Source organism: Enterobacter cloacae complex sp. R_G8, assembly GCF_024599795.1.
In the GTDB taxonomy this organism is placed as follows: Bacteria; Pseudomonadota; Gammaproteobacteria; order Enterobacterales; family Enterobacteriaceae; genus Enterobacter; species Enterobacter dissolvens.
Genome location: NZ_CP102246.1, coordinates 1,301,790 through 1,320,040, shown reverse-complemented (window position 1 = coordinate 1,320,040; position 18,251 = coordinate 1,301,790). Strand labels below are relative to the sequence as shown.

General features: G+C 55.6%; 16 protein-coding genes and 5 tRNA genes. 5 read left to right on the top strand and 16 right to left on the bottom strand.

The genetic code is table 11. The features are described from left to right. Positions 1-26: 26 nt before the first annotated feature. The 5 genes from NQ842_RS06340 (at position 27) to leuA (ending at position 6,743) form a co-directional block, all read left to right on the top strand. On the top strand, positions 27-1,211 hold the full coding sequence (locus NQ842_RS06340; RefSeq protein ID WP_050861352.1) for an MFS transporter: 1,185 nt from the start codon (positions 27-29) through the stop codon (positions 1,209-1,211). 314 nt (positions 1,212-1,525) lie between these two features. Continuing rightward, positions 1,526-2,056: a transcriptional repressor MprA gene (gene mprA / locus NQ842_RS06335; RefSeq protein WP_014833014.1), complete on the top strand. Its 531-nt coding sequence runs from the start codon at positions 1,526-1,528 to the stop codon at positions 2,054-2,056. 128 nt (positions 2,057-2,184) lie between these two features. Next, complete coding sequence (gene emrA, locus NQ842_RS06330) at positions 2,185-3,357, top strand: multidrug efflux MFS transporter periplasmic adaptor subunit EmrA (RefSeq protein WP_014833015.1); 1,173 nt, start codon at positions 2,185-2,187, stop codon at positions 3,355-3,357. Between the two features lie 16 nt (positions 3,358-3,373). Next, positions 3,374-4,921 (top strand): multidrug efflux MFS transporter permease subunit EmrB, encoded by a 1,548-nt coding sequence (gene emrB, locus NQ842_RS06325; protein ID WP_014833016.1) that lies wholly within the window; start codon positions 3,374-3,376, stop codon positions 4,919-4,921. A 166-nt stretch (positions 4,922-5,087) separates the two neighbouring features. After that, the gene (gene leuA, locus NQ842_RS06320; protein ID WP_046889276.1) at positions 5,088-6,743 is read left to right on the top strand and encodes a 2-isopropylmalate synthase; all 1,656 of its coding nucleotides are present in this window, start codon (positions 5,088-5,090) and stop codon (positions 6,741-6,743) included. Here the strand turns inward: leuA and NQ842_RS06315 are convergent. The 16 genes from NQ842_RS06315 to NQ842_RS06240 form a co-directional block, all read right to left on the bottom strand. Next, a complete protein-coding gene (locus tag NQ842_RS06315; RefSeq protein ID WP_196372728.1) occupies positions 6,730-7,494 on the bottom strand; it encodes a helix-turn-helix domain-containing protein in 765 nt (254 codons plus the stop codon). The two genes, leuA and NQ842_RS06315, sit on opposite strands and share 14 nt — an antisense overlap. A 54-nt stretch (positions 7,495-7,548) precedes the next feature. After that, positions 7,549-8,064: an S-ribosylhomocysteine lyase gene (gene luxS, locus NQ842_RS06310; RefSeq protein WP_014833019.1), complete on the bottom strand. Its 516-nt coding sequence runs from the start codon at positions 8,062-8,064 to the stop codon at positions 7,549-7,551. 153 nt (positions 8,065-8,217) lie between these two features. Continuing rightward, positions 8,218-9,762 (bottom strand): glutamate--cysteine ligase, encoded by a 1,545-nt coding sequence (gshA, locus tag NQ842_RS06305; RefSeq protein WP_046889278.1) that lies wholly within the window; start codon positions 9,760-9,762, stop codon positions 8,218-8,220. A gap of 83 nt (positions 9,763-9,845) precedes the next feature. Further along, positions 9,846-10,274: a YqaA family protein gene (locus NQ842_RS06300; RefSeq protein ID WP_257256632.1), complete on the bottom strand. Its 429-nt coding sequence runs from the start codon at positions 10,272-10,274 to the stop codon at positions 9,846-9,848. After that, the gene (yqaB, locus tag NQ842_RS06295; protein WP_047361467.1) at positions 10,271-10,837 is read right to left on the bottom strand and encodes a fructose-1-phosphate/6-phosphogluconate phosphatase; all 567 of its coding nucleotides are present in this window, start codon (positions 10,835-10,837) and stop codon (positions 10,271-10,273) included. The genes NQ842_RS06300 and yqaB overlap by 4 nt, the downstream gene beginning before the upstream one ends. Positions 10,838-10,962: 125 nt before the next feature. Then, a tRNA-Arg gene (locus NQ842_RS06290) sits at positions 10,963-11,039 on the bottom strand. Positions 11,040-11,068: 29 nt separating this feature from the next. Beyond that, positions 11,069-11,145 (bottom strand) — tRNA-Arg (locus tag NQ842_RS06285). Between the two features lie 29 nt (positions 11,146-11,174). Continuing rightward, positions 11,175-11,251 (bottom strand) — tRNA-Arg (locus NQ842_RS06280). A gap of 64 nt (positions 11,252-11,315) precedes the next feature. After that, positions 11,316-11,392, bottom strand: a tRNA-Arg gene (locus NQ842_RS06275). A gap of 4 nt (positions 11,393-11,396) precedes the next feature. Continuing rightward, a tRNA-Ser gene (locus NQ842_RS06270) sits at positions 11,397-11,489 on the bottom strand. Positions 11,490-11,832: 343 nt separating this feature from the next. Then, positions 11,833-12,018, bottom strand: coding sequence for a carbon storage regulator CsrA (csrA, locus tag NQ842_RS06265; RefSeq protein ID WP_000906486.1), 186 nt, complete (start codon positions 12,016-12,018; stop codon positions 11,833-11,835). Positions 12,019-12,259: 241 nt separating this feature from the next. Next, on the bottom strand, positions 12,260-14,887 hold the full coding sequence (gene alaS / locus NQ842_RS06260) for an alanine--tRNA ligase (RefSeq protein ID WP_047361465.1): 2,628 nt from the start codon (positions 14,885-14,887) through the stop codon (positions 12,260-12,262). Positions 14,888-15,018: 131 nt separating this feature from the next. Then, complete coding sequence (gene recX / locus NQ842_RS06255) at positions 15,019-15,519, bottom strand: recombination regulator RecX (RefSeq protein ID WP_046889280.1); 501 nt, start codon at positions 15,517-15,519, stop codon at positions 15,019-15,021. A gap of 68 nt (positions 15,520-15,587) precedes the next feature. Beyond that, on the bottom strand, positions 15,588-16,646 hold the full coding sequence (gene recA / locus NQ842_RS06250) for a recombinase RecA (protein WP_013098438.1): 1,059 nt from the start codon (positions 16,644-16,646) through the stop codon (positions 15,588-15,590). Positions 16,647-16,735: 89 nt separating this feature from the next. After that, positions 16,736-17,233, bottom strand: a complete 498-nt coding sequence (gene pncC / locus NQ842_RS06245; RefSeq protein WP_013098439.1) for a nicotinamide-nucleotide amidase — start codon at positions 17,231-17,233, stop codon at positions 16,736-16,738. 130 nt (positions 17,234-17,363) lie between these two features. Beyond that, entirely contained in the window at positions 17,364-18,242 is an 879-nt protein-coding gene (locus tag NQ842_RS06240; RefSeq protein ID WP_219280192.1) for a metal ABC transporter substrate-binding protein, read from the bottom strand. Between the last annotated feature and the right edge of the window lie 9 nt (positions 18,243-18,251).

The window sequence follows — 18,251 nt, the reverse complement described above, 5'->3', positions numbered from 1 at the left end:
CACTTAACTAATGATTTCTTAAACTCATGACAAAAACATCTCAGGGGCTTAGCCCCGCGCTTATTCTTTTAATGTCCGTGGCAACGGGTCTGGCGGTCGCCAGCAACTACTACGCGCAACCTCTGCTCGATACCATCGCCCGGGCGTTCAACCTTTCAGCCAGCTCGGCCGGCTTTATTGTCACCGCCGCGCAGCTCGGCTATGCCGCCGGGTTGCTGTTCCTGGTGCCGCTCGGGGATATGTTTGAGCGCAGGATGCTGATTGTCTCCATGACCCTGCTGGCCGCAGGCGGCATGCTGATCACCGCCAGCAGTCACTCTTTAACAATGATGATTATCGGCACCGCGCTGACGGGTCTGTTCTCCGTGGTGGCGCAAATTCTGGTCCCACTGGCCGCCACCCTCGCCGCACCGGAAAAGCGTGGCAAAGTGGTGGGCACTATTATGAGCGGCCTGCTGCTGGGGATTTTGCTGGCGCGTACCGTCGCAGGATTACTGGCAAGCCTTGGCGGCTGGCGCACCGTCTACTGGGTAGCAAGCGTGCTGATGGTGGTGATGGCGCTGGCGCTCTGGCGTGGCCTGCCAAAGGTGAAGCAGGAGAACCACCTGAACTATCCTCAGCTTCTGGCCTCCGTGTTCAGCCTCTTTACCCGGGATAAACTCCTGCGTACCCGCGCGCTGCTGGGCTGCTTCACCTTCGCCAACTTCAGCATCTTATGGACGTCGATGGCGTTTCTGCTGGCCGCACCGCCGTTTAACTATTCCGAAGGGGTGATTGGTCTGTTTGGTCTGGCCGGTGCGGCGGGGGCGCTCGGCGCACGTCCGGCTGGCGGGCTGGCCGATAAGGGCAAATCCCACATGACCACCAGCGCCGGGCTGGTGCTGCTTCTGCTCTCATGGGCGGCCATCTGGTACGGTCATACCTCCGTGCTGGCGCTGATTATCGGCATCCTGGTGCTCGATCTCACCGTGCAGGGGGTGCATATCACAAACCAGACCGTTATCTACCGCGTGAAGCCGGAGGCGCGAAATCGCCTCACCGCCGGTTACATGACCAGCTACTTCATCGGCGGTGCGGCAGGCTCGTTAATTTCCGCCTCGGCGTGGCAGCATGGCGGGTGGACAGGCGTGTGCGCGACAGGGGCCGTTGTCGCCGCGCTAAACCTGGTAGTATGGTGGCGTGGATACCATCGTCAGGAAGCCATTCACTAAGTTTTACATAGCTTTGGGCCTCTTAGGGTGTAAAGGGGCCCCTCAGTCTGTTAATGTAAACGTAATCATTTATCCCAGAAATTTTAATGTGGGTGACATATTTTCAAACGGCATGAATAGTTCAGACCCCTGTCCTCACATCCTCTCTTTCGCGGGTTCACCCCCCTCTCTTTCTGTGCTCACCGGGTCACGGACTTACCCGGCGCTTTCTGATAGTGGCATAAGTTTGGCGGATTTAACCGCACAAATAATTCATTTACATTATTTGTCACTATCGTTACTATATCGGCTGTAATTAATGAGGTTATGCCCAAATGGATAGTTCGTTTACGCCCATTGAACAAATGCTTAAATTCCGCGCCAGTCGTCATGAGGACTTCCCGTATCAGGAAATCCTGCTGACCCGCCTGTGCATGCACATGCAGGGGAAACTGCTGGATAACCGTAATAAGATGCTGAAAGCTCAAGGGATTAACGAGACGTTGTTTATGGCGTTGATTACGCTGGAGTCTCAGGAAAATCACAGTATTCAGCCGTCTGAGTTGAGCTGCGCGCTGGGTTCGTCCCGTACTAACGCCACCCGTATCGCTGATGAGCTGGAAAAACGCGGCTGGATTGAGCGCCGTGAAAGCGACAACGACCGCCGTTGTCTGCATCTGCAACTGACCGACAAAGGTCACCAATTCCTGCGTGAGGTGCTGCCACCTCAGCATAACTGCCTGCACAAACTCTGGTCTGTCCTCAGCACCGCCGAGCGCGACCAGCTTGAGCACATCACTCGCAAGCTGCTCACCCGTCTGGATCAGATGGATGAAGACGGCGCTATCCTTGAGGCGCTGCGCTAACGCGACGACACGCTCGAATATCCAGATTTAAAAAAGAAAACTGACAGGCCAGCACGTGACACTGCTGGCCTTTCTGACAACAGGTCGGCGCAGCCGATGTGAAAATAAGAAGATCGTGGAGAACAACAATGAGCGCAAATGCGGAGAACACAACCCCGCAGCAACCGGCCAACAAGAAAGGCAAACGTAAGGGCGCCCTTCTTCTGTTGACCTTGCTCTTTATCATTATTGCCGTGGCATATGGGATCTATTGGTTTTTAGTATTGCGTCATGCTGAAGAGACTGACGACGCATACGTGGCAGGGAACCAGGTACAAATTATGGCGCAGGTGTCGGGCAGCGTGACGAAAGTCTGGGCTGATAATACCGACTTTGTGCAAAAAGGGGATGTGCTGGTCACGCTGGATCCGACCGACGCCCAACAGGCGTTTGAAAAAGCACAGACCGCGCTGGCCTCCAGCGTGCGTCAGACCCGTCAGCTGATGATCAACAGTAAGCAGCTGCAGGCCAACATCGACGTGCAGAAAACCGCACTCGCCCAGGCACAGAGCGACCTTAACCGCCGTGTGCCGCTCGGCACCGCCAACCTGATTGGCCGTGAAGAGCTGCAGCACGCCCGCGACGCCGTGGCCAGCGCCCAGGCGCAGCTGGATGTGGCCATTCAGCAGTACAACGCCAACCAGGCGATGATTCTCGGCACCAGCCTTGAAAACCAGCCTGCGGTACAACAGGCGGCGACCGAAGTCCGTAACGCATGGCTTGCCCTGCAGCGTACCAAAATCGTCAGCCCGATGACCGGCTATGTCTCCCGTCGTTCCGTACAGCCCGGCGCGCAGATTAGCCCAACCACGCCGCTGATGGCGGTCGTGCCGGCGGACAATCTGTGGGTTGATGCGAACTTCAAAGAGACGCAGCTCGCCCATATGCGTATCGGCCAGACGGCGACCGTTATCAGCGACATTTACGGTGATGACGTGAAGTACACCGGTAAAGTGGTGGGTCTGGATATGGGTACCGGCAGCGCCTTCTCGCTACTCCCTGCGCAGAACGCCACCGGTAACTGGATCAAAGTGGTTCAGCGTCTGCCTGTGCGTATCGAGCTGGATGCCAAACAGCTGGCTGACCATCCGCTGCGTATTGGCCTCTCCACGCTGGTGACGGTAGATACCGCCAACCGCGACGGTCAGATTCTGGCAAGCCAGGTTCGTAGCACCCCGGCTTATGAAAGTAACGCCCGTGAAATTAGCCTCGATCCGGTCAACAAGCTGATCGATGACATCGTGAAGGCAAACGCCGGTTAATCCGAAGGTGAGCGTTATGCAACAGCAAAAGCCGCAAAAACCGCTGGAAGGCGCGCAGCTGGTCATTATGACCATTGCGCTGTCGCTGGCGACATTCATGCAGGTGCTGGACTCCACCATCGCAAACGTGGCGATCCCGACGATCGCCGGGAACCTTGGCTCGTCGTTGAGCCAGGGGACCTGGGTCATTACCTCGTTCGGGGTAGCGAATGCCATCTCCATTCCGATTACCGGCTGGCTGGCGAAGCGCGTCGGGGAAGTGAAGTTGTTCCTGTGGTCAACGGTGGCATTTGTGCTGGCCTCCTGGGCGTGCGGCATGTCCAGCAGCCTGACAATGCTGATTTTCTTCCGCGTCATCCAGGGGATTGTCGCCGGGCCGCTGATCCCTCTCTCCCAGAGTTTGCTGCTGAGCAACTACCCGCCCGCGAAACGATCCGTCGCGCTGGCGCTCTGGTCAATGACCGTGATCGTCGCGCCTATCTGCGGACCGATTCTGGGCGGTTACATCAGCGATAACTACCACTGGGGTTGGATCTTCTTTATCAACGTCCCGATTGGCGCTGTCGTGGTGCTGATGACGCTGCAATCCCTGCGCGGTCGCGAGACCCGCACCGAACAGCGGCGAATCGACAGTATTGGGCTGGCGCTGCTGATCCTGGGTATCGGCAGTCTGCAGATCATGCTCGACCGGGGTAAAGAGCTGGACTGGTTCAACTCGCAGGAGATCATCATCCTGACCATTGTCGCGGTGGTGTCGCTAAGCTTCCTGATTGTCTGGGAGCTGACGGACGACAACCCGATAGTCGATCTCTCGCTGTTTAAGTCGCGAAACTTTACCATCGGCTGTTTGTGTATCAGCCTCGCCTATATGCTCTACTTCGGCGCGATTGTTCTGCTGCCGCAGCTGTTGCAGGAGGTGTATGGCTATACCGCGACCTGGGCGGGTCTGGCGTCTGCGCCTGTTGGGGTGATCCCGGTGCTGCTGTCGCCAATCATTGGCCGCTTTGCCCATAAGCTCGACATGCGTCGGCTGGTGACCTTCAGCTTCATTATGTATGCGGTGTGCTTCTACTGGCGTGCGTATACCTTTGAACCGGGGATGGACTTTGGCGCTTCTGCCTGGCCGCAGTTTATTCAGGGCTTCGCGGTAGCGTGCTTCTTTATGCCGCTGACCACCATCACGCTGTCTGGCTTACCGCCTGAGCGTCTGGCGGCCGCGTCGAGCCTGTCGAACTTCACCCGTACGCTGGCGGGCTCCATCGGGACATCGATTACCACCACCCTGTGGACAAACCGGGAATCGATGCACCATGCGCAGCTGACCGAAGCGGTGAACCCGTACAACCCGAATGCGCAGCAGATGTATAGCCAGCTTCAGGGGATGGGCATGACGGAGCAGCAGGCGTCCGGCTGGATTGCCCAGCAGATCACCAGCCAGGGGCTGATTATCTCGGCCAACGAGATTTTCTGGATATCGGCGGGGATCTTTATCGTCCTGCTGGGACTGGTGTGGTTTGCCAGACCGCCGTTTGGTGCCGGTGGTGGGGGTGGTGGCGCGCACTAGCCCTCTGCGGGGAAAGCCCGGTGGCGCTTCGCTTACCGGGCCTACGATTTGTGCACATCCGGCAAAACCCGCGCTGTTGTCCAAAACGCGACAGCGATTGTCACGTCCGATAAAGCAGCGCGCCTGAAATCGATTCACGATAGTGAAAAGACAACAGGAGCGCATCATGCTGAACACACCCGCCGACAAGTACCAGCCTTACCCCGTTATTTCTCTTCCTGACCGCCGCTGGCCTGAGCAACGCATCACCCACGCGCCGCGTTGGCTCTCAACCGATTTACGCGATGGTAACCAGGCCCTTGCCGAACCCATGGACAGCTCGCGCAAGCTGCAGTTCTGGGATCTGCTGCTGAGCTGTGGGTTCAAAGAGATTGAGGTCGCCTTTCCTTCCGCCTCGCAGACCGACTTCAACTTTGTTCGCCAGTTGATTGAAGAGAACCGCATCCCGGATGACGTCACGATTCAGGTATTAACCCAGGCACGGGAAGACCTGATCGTCCGCACCTTTGAATCGTTACGCGGGGCGAAACAGGCCACCGTCCATCTGTATAACGCCACCGCCCCGCTGTTCCGCCGCCTGGTGTTCGGCCTGGAGAAAGCGCAAATCGTTGAGCTGGCAACACGCTCCACGCGGCTTATCCGCAAACTCTGCGAAGAGAACCCGGAAACCCGCTGGCAGTACGAATACTCCCCGGAAACCTTCTGCTTTACCGAGCCGGAGTTTGCCCTGGAGATTTGTGAAGCGGTGGCGGAGATCTGGCAGCCGTGCGCCGAACGGCCAATGGTGATCAACTTACCGGCCACCGTGGAGGTCAGCACGCCGAACGTGTACGCCGATCAGATCGAGTATTTTTGCCGCCGCTTTAGCCGCCGCGCCGATGTTTGCATCAGCGTACACCCGCATAACGATCGCGGCACCGGCGTGGCCAGCGCAGAGCTGGCGGTACTGGCAGGCGCAGATCGCGTGGAAGGCTGCCTTTTTGGCAACGGCGAACGCACGGGCAACGTCTGTCTGGTGACGCTGGCGATGAATCTCTACAGCCAGGGGATCAGCCCGAATCTCGACTTTAGCGATATGAACCGGGTGGTAGAAGTGGTGGAAACCTGCAACCAGCTGCCGGTGCATCCGCGCCATCCGTGGGCGGGACGGCTGGCCTATACCGCCTTCTCGGGCTCTCATCAGGACGCCATCAAAAAAGGCTTTGATGCCCGCAAACCGGGCGAGCGCTGGGAGATGCCGTACCTGCCTGTCGATCCGCAGGATATCGGCTGCACGTATGAAGCGGTGATCCGGGTTAACAGTCAGTCCGGGAAAAGCGGCAGCGCCTGGCTCATCGAGCAGAATCATGGTCTGAAATTACCCCGCGCGCTGCAGCAGGATTTTAGCCAGCACGTGCAGCAGGAGACCGATCGCCACGGTAAAGAGATGACGCAACACGCCCTGTGGCAGCTGTTTCGCAGCCGCTACGGGCTGGTCGCAGACCCGCACTTTGCCCTGCAATCTTATCGCAGCGACAGTCAGCAGGATGGTCAGTTACGTTTGACGGCAAGTGTCGTGACGCAGGGCGCAACGCGCCAGCTTGAAGGCCAGGGCAACGGGCTGTTATCCGCGGCCGCCAGTGGCTTAAGCCGCTGGATCACCACCCCGTTTGTGATTAAGGACTACCACGAACACACGCTGGGGGAACGCAGCGACAGCCGTTCGGTGGCCTATATTCGCTGCCTGTTCCAGGACGGCAGCAGCCGCTGGGGTGTGGGCATTGACAGTGACGTGGCGCGCGCCTCGCTTCAGGCGCTGTTCAATGCGGTTAGCTGTCTTTGAAGTAATCGCTGGGTGAGATCCCCATCACCCGGCGAAACATCGCGGTAAAGGCGCTGTGGCTACCGTAGCCCAGATCCAGCGCCACACGTAACACAGGCTGGCCCTGTGCCAGCCGTTGCAACGCCTCCAGCAGGCGCGCCCTTCTCAACCACTCTGCGTAGCGTAAACCGGTCTGCTGCTGAAAGTGGCGGTTCATCGTGCGCTCGCTCATGCCTGCGGTGCTCGCGGCCTCAGTGCTGCTCCAGCTTTCGCCGGGTGCCTGGCGGATCCGCTGACAAAGCTGGCGTAGCGGCTCGCTTTCCGGCTCCGGCAGATGAAACGGCAATACCGGCATCGTACGGATCTCATCCAGAATCAGCTCATACACCCGCTCGTCCCGGCTTCCCGGTGAGTAAGACTCCTCAAGCTGCAGGGAGACAAGGATCAGTTCGCGTAATAGCGACGAGATCTGCACGATCTGGCAGGTCGCAGGGAGATCGGCCCGCGCCAGCGGATCGATAAACAGCGTGCGCGCCGCTACGTTGCCGGTGATGCGAAGCGAGTGTTGCGTTCCTGCTGGTAGCCAGACGCCCCGGCCCGGCGGAACCACCCAACAGCCCGATGCGGTATCTACCCGTACCACCCCGCTCAGGGTGTGCAGCAGCTGTGCGCAATCGTGCTGGTGCCACGGCTCGCTGTCACCATGAACGTAATCATGGGCAAACGGAACGAGGGGACGATGGGTAAAAGAGAAGGTAGACGTTGTGGTCATGGGGTTAAGCAACCCTCACCCTACCCTCTCCCGTCGGGAGAGGGAAAAGGTGCACTAGATGTGCAGTTCCTGCAGTTTTTCTTTTGGCAGGGCCAGCTCTTCATTGCTGTTGACGCGAACATCACGCTCGATGATGTGACGCGCGATCTCCTGGGCTTCTTCCAGAGAGTGCATCTGGTAGGTGCCGCACTGGTAGACGTTCAGCTCTGGGATCTGGTTCTGCTCTTTTACCTTCAGCACGTCCTGCATGGCCGCTTTCCACGCATCTGCGACACGCTTCTCTTCCGGCTGGCCGATCAGGCTCATGTAGAAACCGGTACGGCAGCCCATCGGAGAGATATCGATAATCTCAACGCCGTTACCGTTCAGGTGGTCACGCATAAAACCTGCAAACAGGTGTTCCAGCGTATGAATGCCTTTTTCCGGCATCACTTCTTTGTTAGGCACGCAGAAGCGCAGATCAAATACGGTGATCGTGTCGCCGTGCGGAGTGTGCATGGTCTTCGCCACACGGACTGCAGGTGCTTCCATACGGGTATGGTCGACAGTAAAGCTATCTAATAACGGCATACGTCACCTCCGATAGTGATTTTTTTTAAAATAAACTGAACTCTTCTACAGAATGCACGTCTGAGTATATGAAAGACGCGCATTTGTTATCATCATCCCTGAATTCAGAGATGTATATTTTGGCCACAGCGATGTGGCCTTTTTCTTTTCTGCTTAAGCCTGCCTTGCCAGAAACGCGTCAAACGACTCCGTATCTGCCGCTTCAACCTCTTTCTGACGTACAACAGACGCATCCCGTTCCGCGACAAAATCCGCTTCGCTCAGGATCTCTAATGGCTCATGCATCAGCATCTCACGGTACTCCGCACAGAGGGCACGCCCTGTTCCGCCGATGCCCTGATCAATCATAGAACGCAGAATACGCGCTGAGAAAGTCAGCTCCGGGTTATCGAAGCATTCCACCAGCTGGTCGCAGACCTGTTGATACGCTTCGCCACCGTAAAGGCTGTCCATTGTCTGGGCCACGCGCTTCAGGTCGCGGAACAGATCTTTACCCACTTTCGGCAGCGGGAACTGCGCCGTTTCACAGCCAATACCCAACGTCAGGCCCGGTTTGCGTCCTTCGAGAATCACGCGGTTCCAGTTAGTGCGGGTACAGAGCAGTTCGTCTGAACTCATTTCCGGCGCATCGGCCAGCACACACCAGACCATAAACAGATCCAGGAAGCGAACCTGCTGCTCATCAACACCAACCGGCGAGAACGGGTTGATATCCAGTGAGCGCACTTCAATGTATTCGATCCCGCCGCGCTGCAGCGCATCCGACGGGGTTTCCCCGCTACGCGTCACACGCTTCGGACGAATTGGTGCGTACAGTTCGTTTTCAATCTGCAGCACATTGCTGTTGATTTGCAGACGTTTGCCGTCTTTTTCGAGGCCGATTTTCTCGTACTCTTCCGACGGGGTTTTGATCGCCCGCTTCAATCCTGCCACATATTCCTGCAATTCGTTAAACGTAATACCGAGATTGCTTTGCGATTTATTGGTATAGCCAAGATCGCTGAGGCGCAGAGAGGTGGCGTACGGCAGATAGTACATCCCGCACTCGGTCTTCTCGAACGGCAGCGTCGTCGGTTTCCCCTGCAGGAACGAGGAGCATATTGCCGGCGATGCACCAAACAGATAAGGAATAACCCAGCCAAAACGGTAATAGTTGCGGATCAGGCGGAAGTAGCCCGCGGAGATCGCGTCCTTATCCGTTTCACCGCATTTCGCCTGCCAGAAAGCCATCGGCAACGAGAAATTGTAATGTACGCCTGAGATCGTCTGCATCAACGCGCCGTAGCGGTTTTTCAGACCCTCGCGATATAGCGTTTTCAGTCGACCGATATTCGAGGTGCCGTATTGCGCCAGCTCAATCTCCTGCCCTTGCTCAATATAGCAGGGCATGCTGAGCGGCCACATGCGCTCATCACCCATATTACGGGCGGTGTAGCGATGGATATCGCGCAAAATCGTCAGCATATGATCAATATCACCGTCCACCGGAGTGATAAACTCCAGCAGTGCTTCAGCGAAATCGGTAGTGATCCATTTATGTGTCAGCGCCGAGCCTAACGCCTTCGGGTGACCCGTCGTCGCTAAGCTGCCATCCGCGTTTACGCGCAGCGTTTCACGCTCAAGACCACGCTGAATACCCTTCAGTGCCTGAGGGTGTTTTTCCAGCCAGGCCAGCGCCTGTGATACGTCCGGGATCAAATTGACCTCCCGCCTGTCAAAGTAATGTTACTCAGCATAATTGTAATGGTTGACGATTGAAGGTCGCGTATTCATTCCACCAATTAGTGCCACCACGTCATACCCTGTAGTGTTGCCCACGCCACAAGAACATAGCGCAACGCCTTGCCAAGGCACAAAAAAAAGAGCACCGGCCCCCAGGAGATGCGCATCCATCCCGCCAGCAGACACAGTAAATCGCCTATTACAGGCATCCAGCTTAATAACAGCGTGGCAGCGCCATAGCGTTTTAGCCAGCCGACTGCCTTTTCCTGCCTGCGCGATTTTTCACGCAGCGGAAAGAAACGCCCAAGAATAACGTTAGTCAGCCCTCCAAGGCTATTACCCATTGTTGCTATTAACACCAGCAACCAGGGCTGACTCACGCCAGACAACAGCATCGCCACCAGCACCACTTCCGAATTTCCCGGTAAGAGCGTAGCGCTTAAAAAACTGCTGGCGAATAATGATAAAAGTGACAGCGCGTCACTCACAGTAAGCGCACATCCACAGCATCCATTCCGGCTGCACGCGCGGCCTGAATGCCAAAGTCAGCATCTTCAAACACAACGCATTTCGCTGCCGACACCCCCATTCGTTCTGCGCAAAGCAGAAAGGTGTCCGGTGCGGGTTTGTGATTTTTAACATGATCGGCGGCAACCACAGCAGAAAAATAGTGGCGCAGGCCAAGATGGTTGAGTAGCGCTTCGGCAATGGCACTTTCGCTGCCCGTGCCAACCGACATCGGGCGACGTCCGTGCCACGCTTTTACCACCTCAACAAGCGGCAGAGGCCGCACGGTGTCCAGCAGCATTGCTTTGACTGCATCGGTTTTTTCGCGCGCCAGCAGGTGCGGGTCGAGATCGGCCTGATTAAGCTCAATGACGGCCTGTGCGATACGCCAGGTAGGGGATCCGTTGAGGGCAATCATCGCCTGGAGATCGAAGCGCATACCGTAACGACCAAGGACGTCTGTCCAGGCTTTACGGTGCGTGGGTTCGGTATCCAGCAAGGTGCCATCCATATCGAAGATCAAACCGTCATACTGTGCGTACATCGTGCTCTCGCTAACCGATTAACAAAGGATTACTTTATCGTAAACGGGGGTTTTTGTCGCTGATTGCGAAGTGATAACAACGAGAGTGATTAAGAACTAAACATCGAAGGGAACAACAGAAGAGATGGTGCATCCGGGAGGATTCGAACCTCCGACCGCTCGGTTCGTAGCCGAGTACTCTATCCAGCTGAGCTACGGATGCATCGGGGAAATGCTTTTAGAAACAGTAAATGGTGCATCCGGGAGGATTCGAACCTCCGACCGCTCGGTTCGTAGCCGAGTACTCTATCCAGCTGAGCTACGGATGCATCAGGGTACTGCTTTCAGAAATAGTAAATGGTGCATCCGGGAGGATTCGAACCTCCGACCGCTCGGTTCGTAGCCGAGTACTCTATCCAGCTGAGCTACGGATGCATCGGGATTTACTACTGTACTGCTCGATATTCATATCACTTCTAAAGCAATATGAAGTAATAGATGGTGCATCCGGGAGGATTCGAACCTCCGACCGCTCGGTTCGTAGCCGAGTACTCTATCCAGCTGAGCTACGGATGCAAAATGGCGGTGAGGCGGGGATTCGAACCCCGGATGCAGCTTTTGACCGCATACTCCCTTAGCAGGGGAGCGCCTTCAGCCTCTCGGCCACCTCACCACACAACGCCTCTTTCGAGTGCTTCGAGTGACTCGTTAAGAGCTTCTCGTCGCTGCGTGGCGCATATATTACTTTCTGGGACTTATAAGTCAAACAATTTTCCAAAAGCTTTTATCGTTTGCACAAATCACAGGCAATTCGCATGTAAAAGCCGCAAAGAGGGTGTTTTATAAGCGGATTTTGCTGGCATCTTCACAGAAAACCTGTGCAGAAATGGCGGTGTTGCGACGAGTTAAGGGTAACGGAGTGGTTAAAAAGAGAGCGATTGAAATTAAACGGTAACTTTGAGCAGGAAAAATGACAAGAGGGGTTGCGTCTCGCCCGACAGCGAGACGCGATAATATCAGTAACTGGACTGCTGGGATTTTTCAGCCTGGATACGCTGGTAGATCTCTTCACGGTGGACAGATACTTCTTTAGGAGCGTTAACACCAATACGTACCTGGTTACCCTTCACCCCTAAAACTGTCACGGTGACCTCATCCCCAATCATGAGGGTCTCACCAACTCGACGAGTCAGAATCAGCATTCTTTGCTCCTTGAAAGATTAAAAGAGTCGGGTCTCTTGTATCCCGGCATTATCCATCATATAACGCCAAAAAGTAAGCGATGACAAACACGTAAAGTGTAAGCAGTCACGGCATCACATTCTGTTAAACGTAAGTTTAGCCGATATACACAAACTCAACCTGACTTTATCGTTATCGATAGTGCAGTGAACAAGACGCCATAACGTTACCGCTATGGCGTCTGTTTGTGCTTTGTAGTTATTACAGTTTCGCGCTTACCCAGCTTTCAACGCTGGCCAATGCCGCAGGAAGTGCCGCCGCATCCGTACCACCGGCTTGCGCCATGTCCGGACGACCGCCACCTTTGCCACCCACCTGCTGGGCGACCATACCAATCAATTCCCCTGCTTTAACGCGGTCGGTCACATCCTTAGAGACGCCCGCAATCAGAGAAACCTTACCTTCTGCCACCGTTGCCAGCACAATAACTGTCGAACCAAGCTGGTTCTTCAGATCGTCGACCATGGTACGCAGCATCTTAGGCTCAACACCTGCCAGATCGCTGACAAGCAGTTTAACGCCCTTAATGTCTACAGCCTTGCTGGAGAGGTTTGCACTCTCCTGCGCCGCAGCCTGCTCTTTGAGCTGCTGCAGCTCTTTTTCCAGCTGGCGGGTGCGATCCAGCGCAACACGCACTTTCTCGCCCAGGTTCTGGGTATCGCCTTTCAACAGCTGCGCAATGTCGTGCAACTGGTCGCTCTGCGCATGCAGGCTGGCAATCGCGCCTTCACCGGTCACCGCTTCAATACGACGTACCCCTGCCGCCGTCCCGGATTCGGAAACGATGCGGAACAGACCAATATCACCGGTACGTGATGCGTGAGTACCACCGCAGAGCTCGGTAGAGAAGTCGCCCATGCTCAATACGCGAACACGGTCGTCATATTTCTCACCAAACAGGGCCATCGCACCTTTTTTCTTCGCCGCGTCGAGATCCATAATGTGGGTTTCGATTGGCAGGTTACGGCGGATTTGCGCGTTCACCAGATCTTCCACCGCACGGATTTCAGACGGTTTCATCGCTTCAAAATGCGAGAAGTCGAAACGCAGCACTTTGTCGTTAACCAGAGAACCTTTCTGTGCAACATGCGTTCCCAGAACCTCACGCAGTGCAGCGTGCATCAGGTGCGTTGCCGAGTGGTTCAGACGGATGCGTGCACGACGCGCTTCGTCGACATTAGCCTGAACGCCCTCGCCCACTTTCAGGGAGCCTGAAACCAGTTTACCCAGATGACCAATCGCCTGGCCGTATTTCTGGGTGTCGCTCACGCTGAAGCTGAAACCGTTGCCTTTCAGTTCGCCTTTATCGCCAACCTGACCACCGGATTCCGCATAGAACGGGGTTTTATCCAGAATGACAACCGCATCCTGACCTGCGCTGATGCTCTCCACGGCTTTGCCGTCAACAAACAGGGCGGTCACTTTGCCGGTCAGTTCCAGTGCTTCATAGCCTTTGAATTCAGACGCGCTGTCCACGCGGATCATCGCGTTGTAGTCTGCGCCAAAACCGCTGGACTCACGCGCACGACGACGCTGCTCTTCCATCGCCGCTTCAAAGCCCGCTTCGTCCACTTTGATGTTGCGCTCTCGGCAAACGTCCGCCGTCAGGTCAACCGGGAAGCCGTAAGTGTCGTACAGGCGGAAGGCGGTTTCGCCATCCAGCGTGTCGCCCTTAAGCTTAGCGAGTTCTTCATCCAGCAGCGCCAGACCGCGCTCCAGTGTACGTGCAAACTGCTCTTCTTCAGTCTTCAGAACTTGCTCAACCTGCGCCTGCTGGCGTTTCAGCTCGTCACCTGCAGAACCCATTACGCCAATCAGTGGCCCAACGAGCTTATAGAAGAAGGTGTCCTTCGCGCCCAGCATGTTGCCGTGACGGATAGCACGACGAATGATACGACGCAGCACATAGCCACGGTTTTCATTCGACGGAATAACGCCGTCCGCAATCAGGAACGCACAGGAACGGATATGGTCTGCGATTACGCGCAGTGATTTGTTGTTCAGATCGGTCGCGCCGGTCACTTCTGCAACGGCTTTGATCAGGGTGCTGAACAGATCAATTTCGTAGTTGGAGTTAACATGCTGCAGCACAGCCGCAATACGCTCCAGGCCCATACCGGTATCCACGGACGGCTTCGGCAGCGGCTCCATGGTGCCGTCGGCCTGACGGTTGAACTGCATGAAGACGATGTTCCAGATCTCAATGTAGCGATCGCCGTCTTCTTCCGGGCTGCCTGGAGGGCCACCCCAGATGTGGTCGCCGTGATCGTAGAAGATCTCGGTGCACGGACCGCAAGGGCCGGTGTCACCCATCTGCCAGAAGTTGTCAGACGCGTAAGGTGCGCCTTTGTTATCACCGATGCGAATAATACGTTCGCGCGGGATACCGACTTCTTTTTCCCAGATTTCGTAGGCTTCGTCATCGGTTTCATAGACGGTAACCCACAGACGCTCTTTCGGCAGGTTGAACCAGTTTTCACCGGTCAGCAGTTCCCACGCGTATTGAATCGCATCGTGTTTGAAATAGTCACCGAAGCTGAAGTTACCCAGCATTTCGAAGAAGGTATGGTGGCGCGCGGTGTAACCGACGTTTTCCAGGTCGTTGTGTTTACCGCCCGCACGCACGCAACGCTGTGAGGTTGTGGCGCGGGAATAATTACGCTTGTCGAGACCAAGGAACACATCCTTGAACTGGTTCATCCCGGCGTTGGTAAACAGCAGAGTTGGGTCGTTGTTCGGTACCAGGGAGCTGCTGGCAACAACCTGGTGTCCCTTACTATGGAAAAAATCGAGAAACGCCTGACGGATCTCAGCGGTGCTCTTGCTCATAATTATCCTGAAATCAAGCTAACGAAATGTCGTAGCAAGCCGGTATCGGTAAACCCCTGGACAGACCTGCTACTGGAAAAAGTGGGAATAAGATAAGTTTTCTTTGGTGGGAAGTAAAATCCCGCATGCGTTCAATCGGCAAAATTACGCCAGATATCCTGAATATCTTCCATCAGAAAGCCGCGGTAGAGCAAAAAGCGCTGGATTTTGACTTTTTCTGAAAATTCACGCGGCAGCGGTTCACCGTATTTACGAATCGCCTGCTCTTTTGCCAGCGCACACCAGTCCGTGTCACAGTCGCGCATCGCTTTTTCAATGGACTCACGGGCAACGCCCTTCTGGTTCAACTCCTGACGGATACGCGCCGGACCGTATCCCTTACGGCCACGGCTGGCCAGGAACCGGGAAGCAAAACGGTCATCATCCAGATAGTGATGCTCATAGCACCAGGCAATCACCCGGTCATAATCTTCCGCGGTGGCATCAATCTCTTCCGGCCCATTTTTACCCATCACCGGGGCCGACAGTTTACGCCGCAGCTCTTGTTCACTGTGGTCACGCACGGCAAGGATCCGCACCGCGCGGTCCAGTAATCGCGCATAAGCGGGTCGACGCGTTGTGGATTCACTCATAAAAAACCTGCTGGTTCAGAAATGCAAAAAGGGCCGCATCAGCAGCCCTTCATTTTTAAACGAAAGCCTTAAAAGTCTTCGTTAGTTTCTTCAGCATCCGCACCATCAACCACGAAATCAGGTTTAGAGTCCTGGTTGTTCAGCAGAAGCTCACGCACTTTCTTCTCGATCTCTTTCGCTGCAGCCGGGTTCTCTTTCAGCCAGGAGATCGCATTCGCTTTACCCTGACCAATTTTGTCGCCGTTGTAGCTGTACCATGCGCCTGCTTTTTCGATCAGCTTCTCTTTCACGCCCAGGTCAACCAGTTCGCCGAAGAAGTTGATACCTTCACCGTAGAGGATCTGGAATTCAGCCTGTTTGAACGGCGCGGCGATCTTGTTCTTCACGACCTTCACGCGGGTTTCACTCCCCACCACGTTCTCACCCTCTTTCACCGCCCCGATACGGCGGATATCCAGACGGACAGAAGCATAGAATTTCAGCGCGTTACCACCGGTGGTGGTTTCCGGGTTACCGAACATCACGCCAATTTTCATACGGATCTGGTTGATGAAGATCAGCAGCGTGTTGGACTGCTTCAGGTTACCGGCCAGCTTACGCATTGCCTGGCTCATCATACGTGCCGCGAGGCCCATGTGAGAGTCGCCGATTTCGCCTTCGATTTCCGCTTTTGGCGTCAGCGCAGCAACGGAGTCGACCACGATAACGTCGACCGCACCGGAACGCGCCAGCGCGTCACAAATCTCCAGCGCCTGCTCACCCGTGTCTGGCTGAGAACACAGCAGGTTATCGATATCCACGCCCAGCTTACGAGCATAAACAGGGTCCAGCGCGTGCTCGGCATCGATAAAGGCACAGGTTTTACCTTCGCGCTGCGCCGCGGCAATCACCTGCAGCGTCAGGGTGGTTTTACCGGAGGATTCTGGCCCGTAGATCTCTACGATACGGCCCATTGGCAGACCGCCCGCGCCCAGCGCGATATCCAGAGAAAGCGAACCGGTGGAGATCGTTTCCACATCCATGGTACGGTCTTCCCCCAGGCGCATGATGGAGCCTTTACCGAATTGCTTTTCGATCTGGCCCAGTGCTGCCGCCAACGCTTTCTGTTTGTTTTCGTCGATAGCCATTATTACTCCTGTCATGCCGGGAGAAGCGACTGTGCTTCACCGTGGATTTCTGTTCTGTTGGTGCAATTATACTGTATGGTCATACAGTATCAAGTGTTTTGTAGAAATTGTTGCCAGAGCGTTTTTAACGCATAAACGGTGGCCTGACGACGCACGCTTTCACGATCGCCGCTAAAGCACTCCCGGCGAGTGATCCCCTCACCTTTAGAGGTGGCAAAACCAAACCAGACGGTGCCGACAGGCTTCACGTCACTGCCGCCGTCCGGGCCCGCGATACCGCTAATAGAAATGGCATAATCCGCACGCGCCGCTTTTAGCGCACCAATTGCCATCTCAATCACCACCGGCTCGCTGACCGCACCATGCTGTTCAAGTGTGGATTCGTGCACGCCAATCATTTGCGCTTTAGCTTCGTTACTGTAGGTCACAAAGCCGCGTTCAAACCAGGCGGAACTGCCTGCAATATCGGTAATCGCTTTAGCAACCCAGCCACCGGTACAGGATTCGGCAGTCGTGATAGTCGCGCCACGTTGCTTAAGCGCCAGTCCTACGACTTCGCTAAGCTGCATCAATTCATGGTCAGTCATTCTCGCTCCGGGCATCAGAAAAACGTGCAGCACAAGATAGCACTTTCTCGTCAGATATGGAGATGAGGATCATGTTTTACGAGGGGGCTTCAGAAAAAAGCCGATGCGAAGGCACCGGCTGAGAAGAAGGTTACTTCATGCTCCTGGCGAGGGTATTCACGTTATGGCGAAACGCCTTCACGTAAGTATCCGCCACGCCGCCTTTGGCCGACAGCGCCTCCGGGTAAAGTTCGCCCCCCGACTGCGCACCGGTGGACGTGGCAATTTGTTTAACCAGGCGTGGGTCGAGCTGGTTTTCCATAAACCAGGTTTTCACTCCGTCCGCTTTTATCTGATTGATAATCTCAGCCACCTGCGCCGCGCTGGCTTCGCTCTCTGACGACAAGCCCTGCGGCGCAATAAAGGTCACGCCATAGGCGCGGCTGAAATAGCCGAAGGCGTCATGGCTGGTGAGCACTTTACGTTTTGCCTGCGGGATCTGGCTGAATTGCGTTTTGGCCCAGTTGTCCAGTTGAGTCAGTTGCGCAATATAAGGTTTACCTGTCGCCTCCAGCGCCGCCTTATCTTCAGGATCGGCTTTTACCAGCCCGTTCAGAATATTTTGTGCATAAAGCGCCCCGTTCGCCGCGCTGTTCCAGGCATGCGGATCGGTCACGGTTTTACCGTCTTCTTCCAGGGTATGGGTTTTCACCCCGGTTGAGGCCACCACCAGTTGGCCTTTAAATCCGGAAGCCTTCACCAGCCGGTCGAGCCAGCCCTCCAGCCCCAGTCCGTTCACCACCACCACATCGGCCTTGCTGAGCGCCGCGCTGTCTTTCGGCGACGGTTCGAAGGTGTGCGGGTCACCATCCGGACCCACCAGCGTAGTCACGTTGACCCGATCGCCCCCCACCTCCCGGGTGATGTCTCCCAGAATGGAAAAACTGGTCACCACATTAAGCGTTTTTGCCATCACGCCCTGTGACATCATCCCGAGCGCGAGCGCCATTATTAACCCTGTACGTTTCATCATTTCCCC

Excerpts from the sequence above, each read along its gene's own strand:
- recX (WP_046889280.1), bottom strand. The coding sequence starts at position 15,519 with ATGAGTGAATCCACAACGCGTCGACCCGCTTATGCGCGATTACTGGAC.
- csrA (WP_000906486.1), bottom strand. The coding sequence starts at position 12,018 with ATGCTGATTCTGACTCGTCGAGTTGGTGAGACCCTCATGATTGGGGAT.
- luxS (WP_014833019.1), bottom strand. The coding sequence starts at position 8,064 with ATGCCGTTATTAGATAGCTTTACTGTCGACCATACCCGTATGGAAGCA.
- emrB (WP_014833016.1), top strand. The coding sequence starts at position 3,374 with ATGCAACAGCAAAAGCCGCAAAAACCGCTGGAAGGCGCGCAGCTGGTC.
- recA (WP_013098438.1), bottom strand. The coding sequence starts at position 16,646 with ATGGCTATCGACGAAAACAAACAGAAAGCGTTGGCGGCAGCACTGGGC.
- pncC (WP_013098439.1), bottom strand. The coding sequence starts at position 17,233 with ATGACTGACCATGAATTGATGCAGCTTAGCGAAGTCGTAGGACTGGCG.
- mprA (WP_014833014.1), top strand. The coding sequence starts at position 1,526 with ATGGATAGTTCGTTTACGCCCATTGAACAAATGCTTAAATTCCGCGCC.
- leuA (WP_046889276.1), top strand. The coding sequence starts at position 5,088 with ATGCTGAACACACCCGCCGACAAGTACCAGCCTTACCCCGTTATTTCT.
- emrA (WP_014833015.1), top strand. The coding sequence starts at position 2,185 with ATGAGCGCAAATGCGGAGAACACAACCCCGCAGCAACCGGCCAACAAG.
- yqaB (WP_047361467.1), bottom strand. The coding sequence starts at position 10,837 with ATGTACGCACAGTATGACGGTTTGATCTTCGATATGGATGGCACCTTG.
- NQ842_RS06315 (WP_196372728.1), bottom strand. The coding sequence starts at position 7,494 with ATGACCACAACGTCTACCTTCTCTTTTACCCATCGTCCCCTCGTTCCG.
- alaS (WP_047361465.1), bottom strand. The coding sequence starts at position 14,887 with ATGAGCAAGAGCACCGCTGAGATCCGTCAGGCGTTTCTCGATTTTTTC.
- NQ842_RS06240 (WP_219280192.1), bottom strand. The coding sequence starts at position 18,242 with ATGAAACGTACAGGGTTAATAATGGCGCTCGCGCTCGGGATGATGTCA.
- NQ842_RS06340 (WP_050861352.1), top strand. The coding sequence starts at position 27 with ATGACAAAAACATCTCAGGGGCTTAGCCCCGCGCTTATTCTTTTAATG.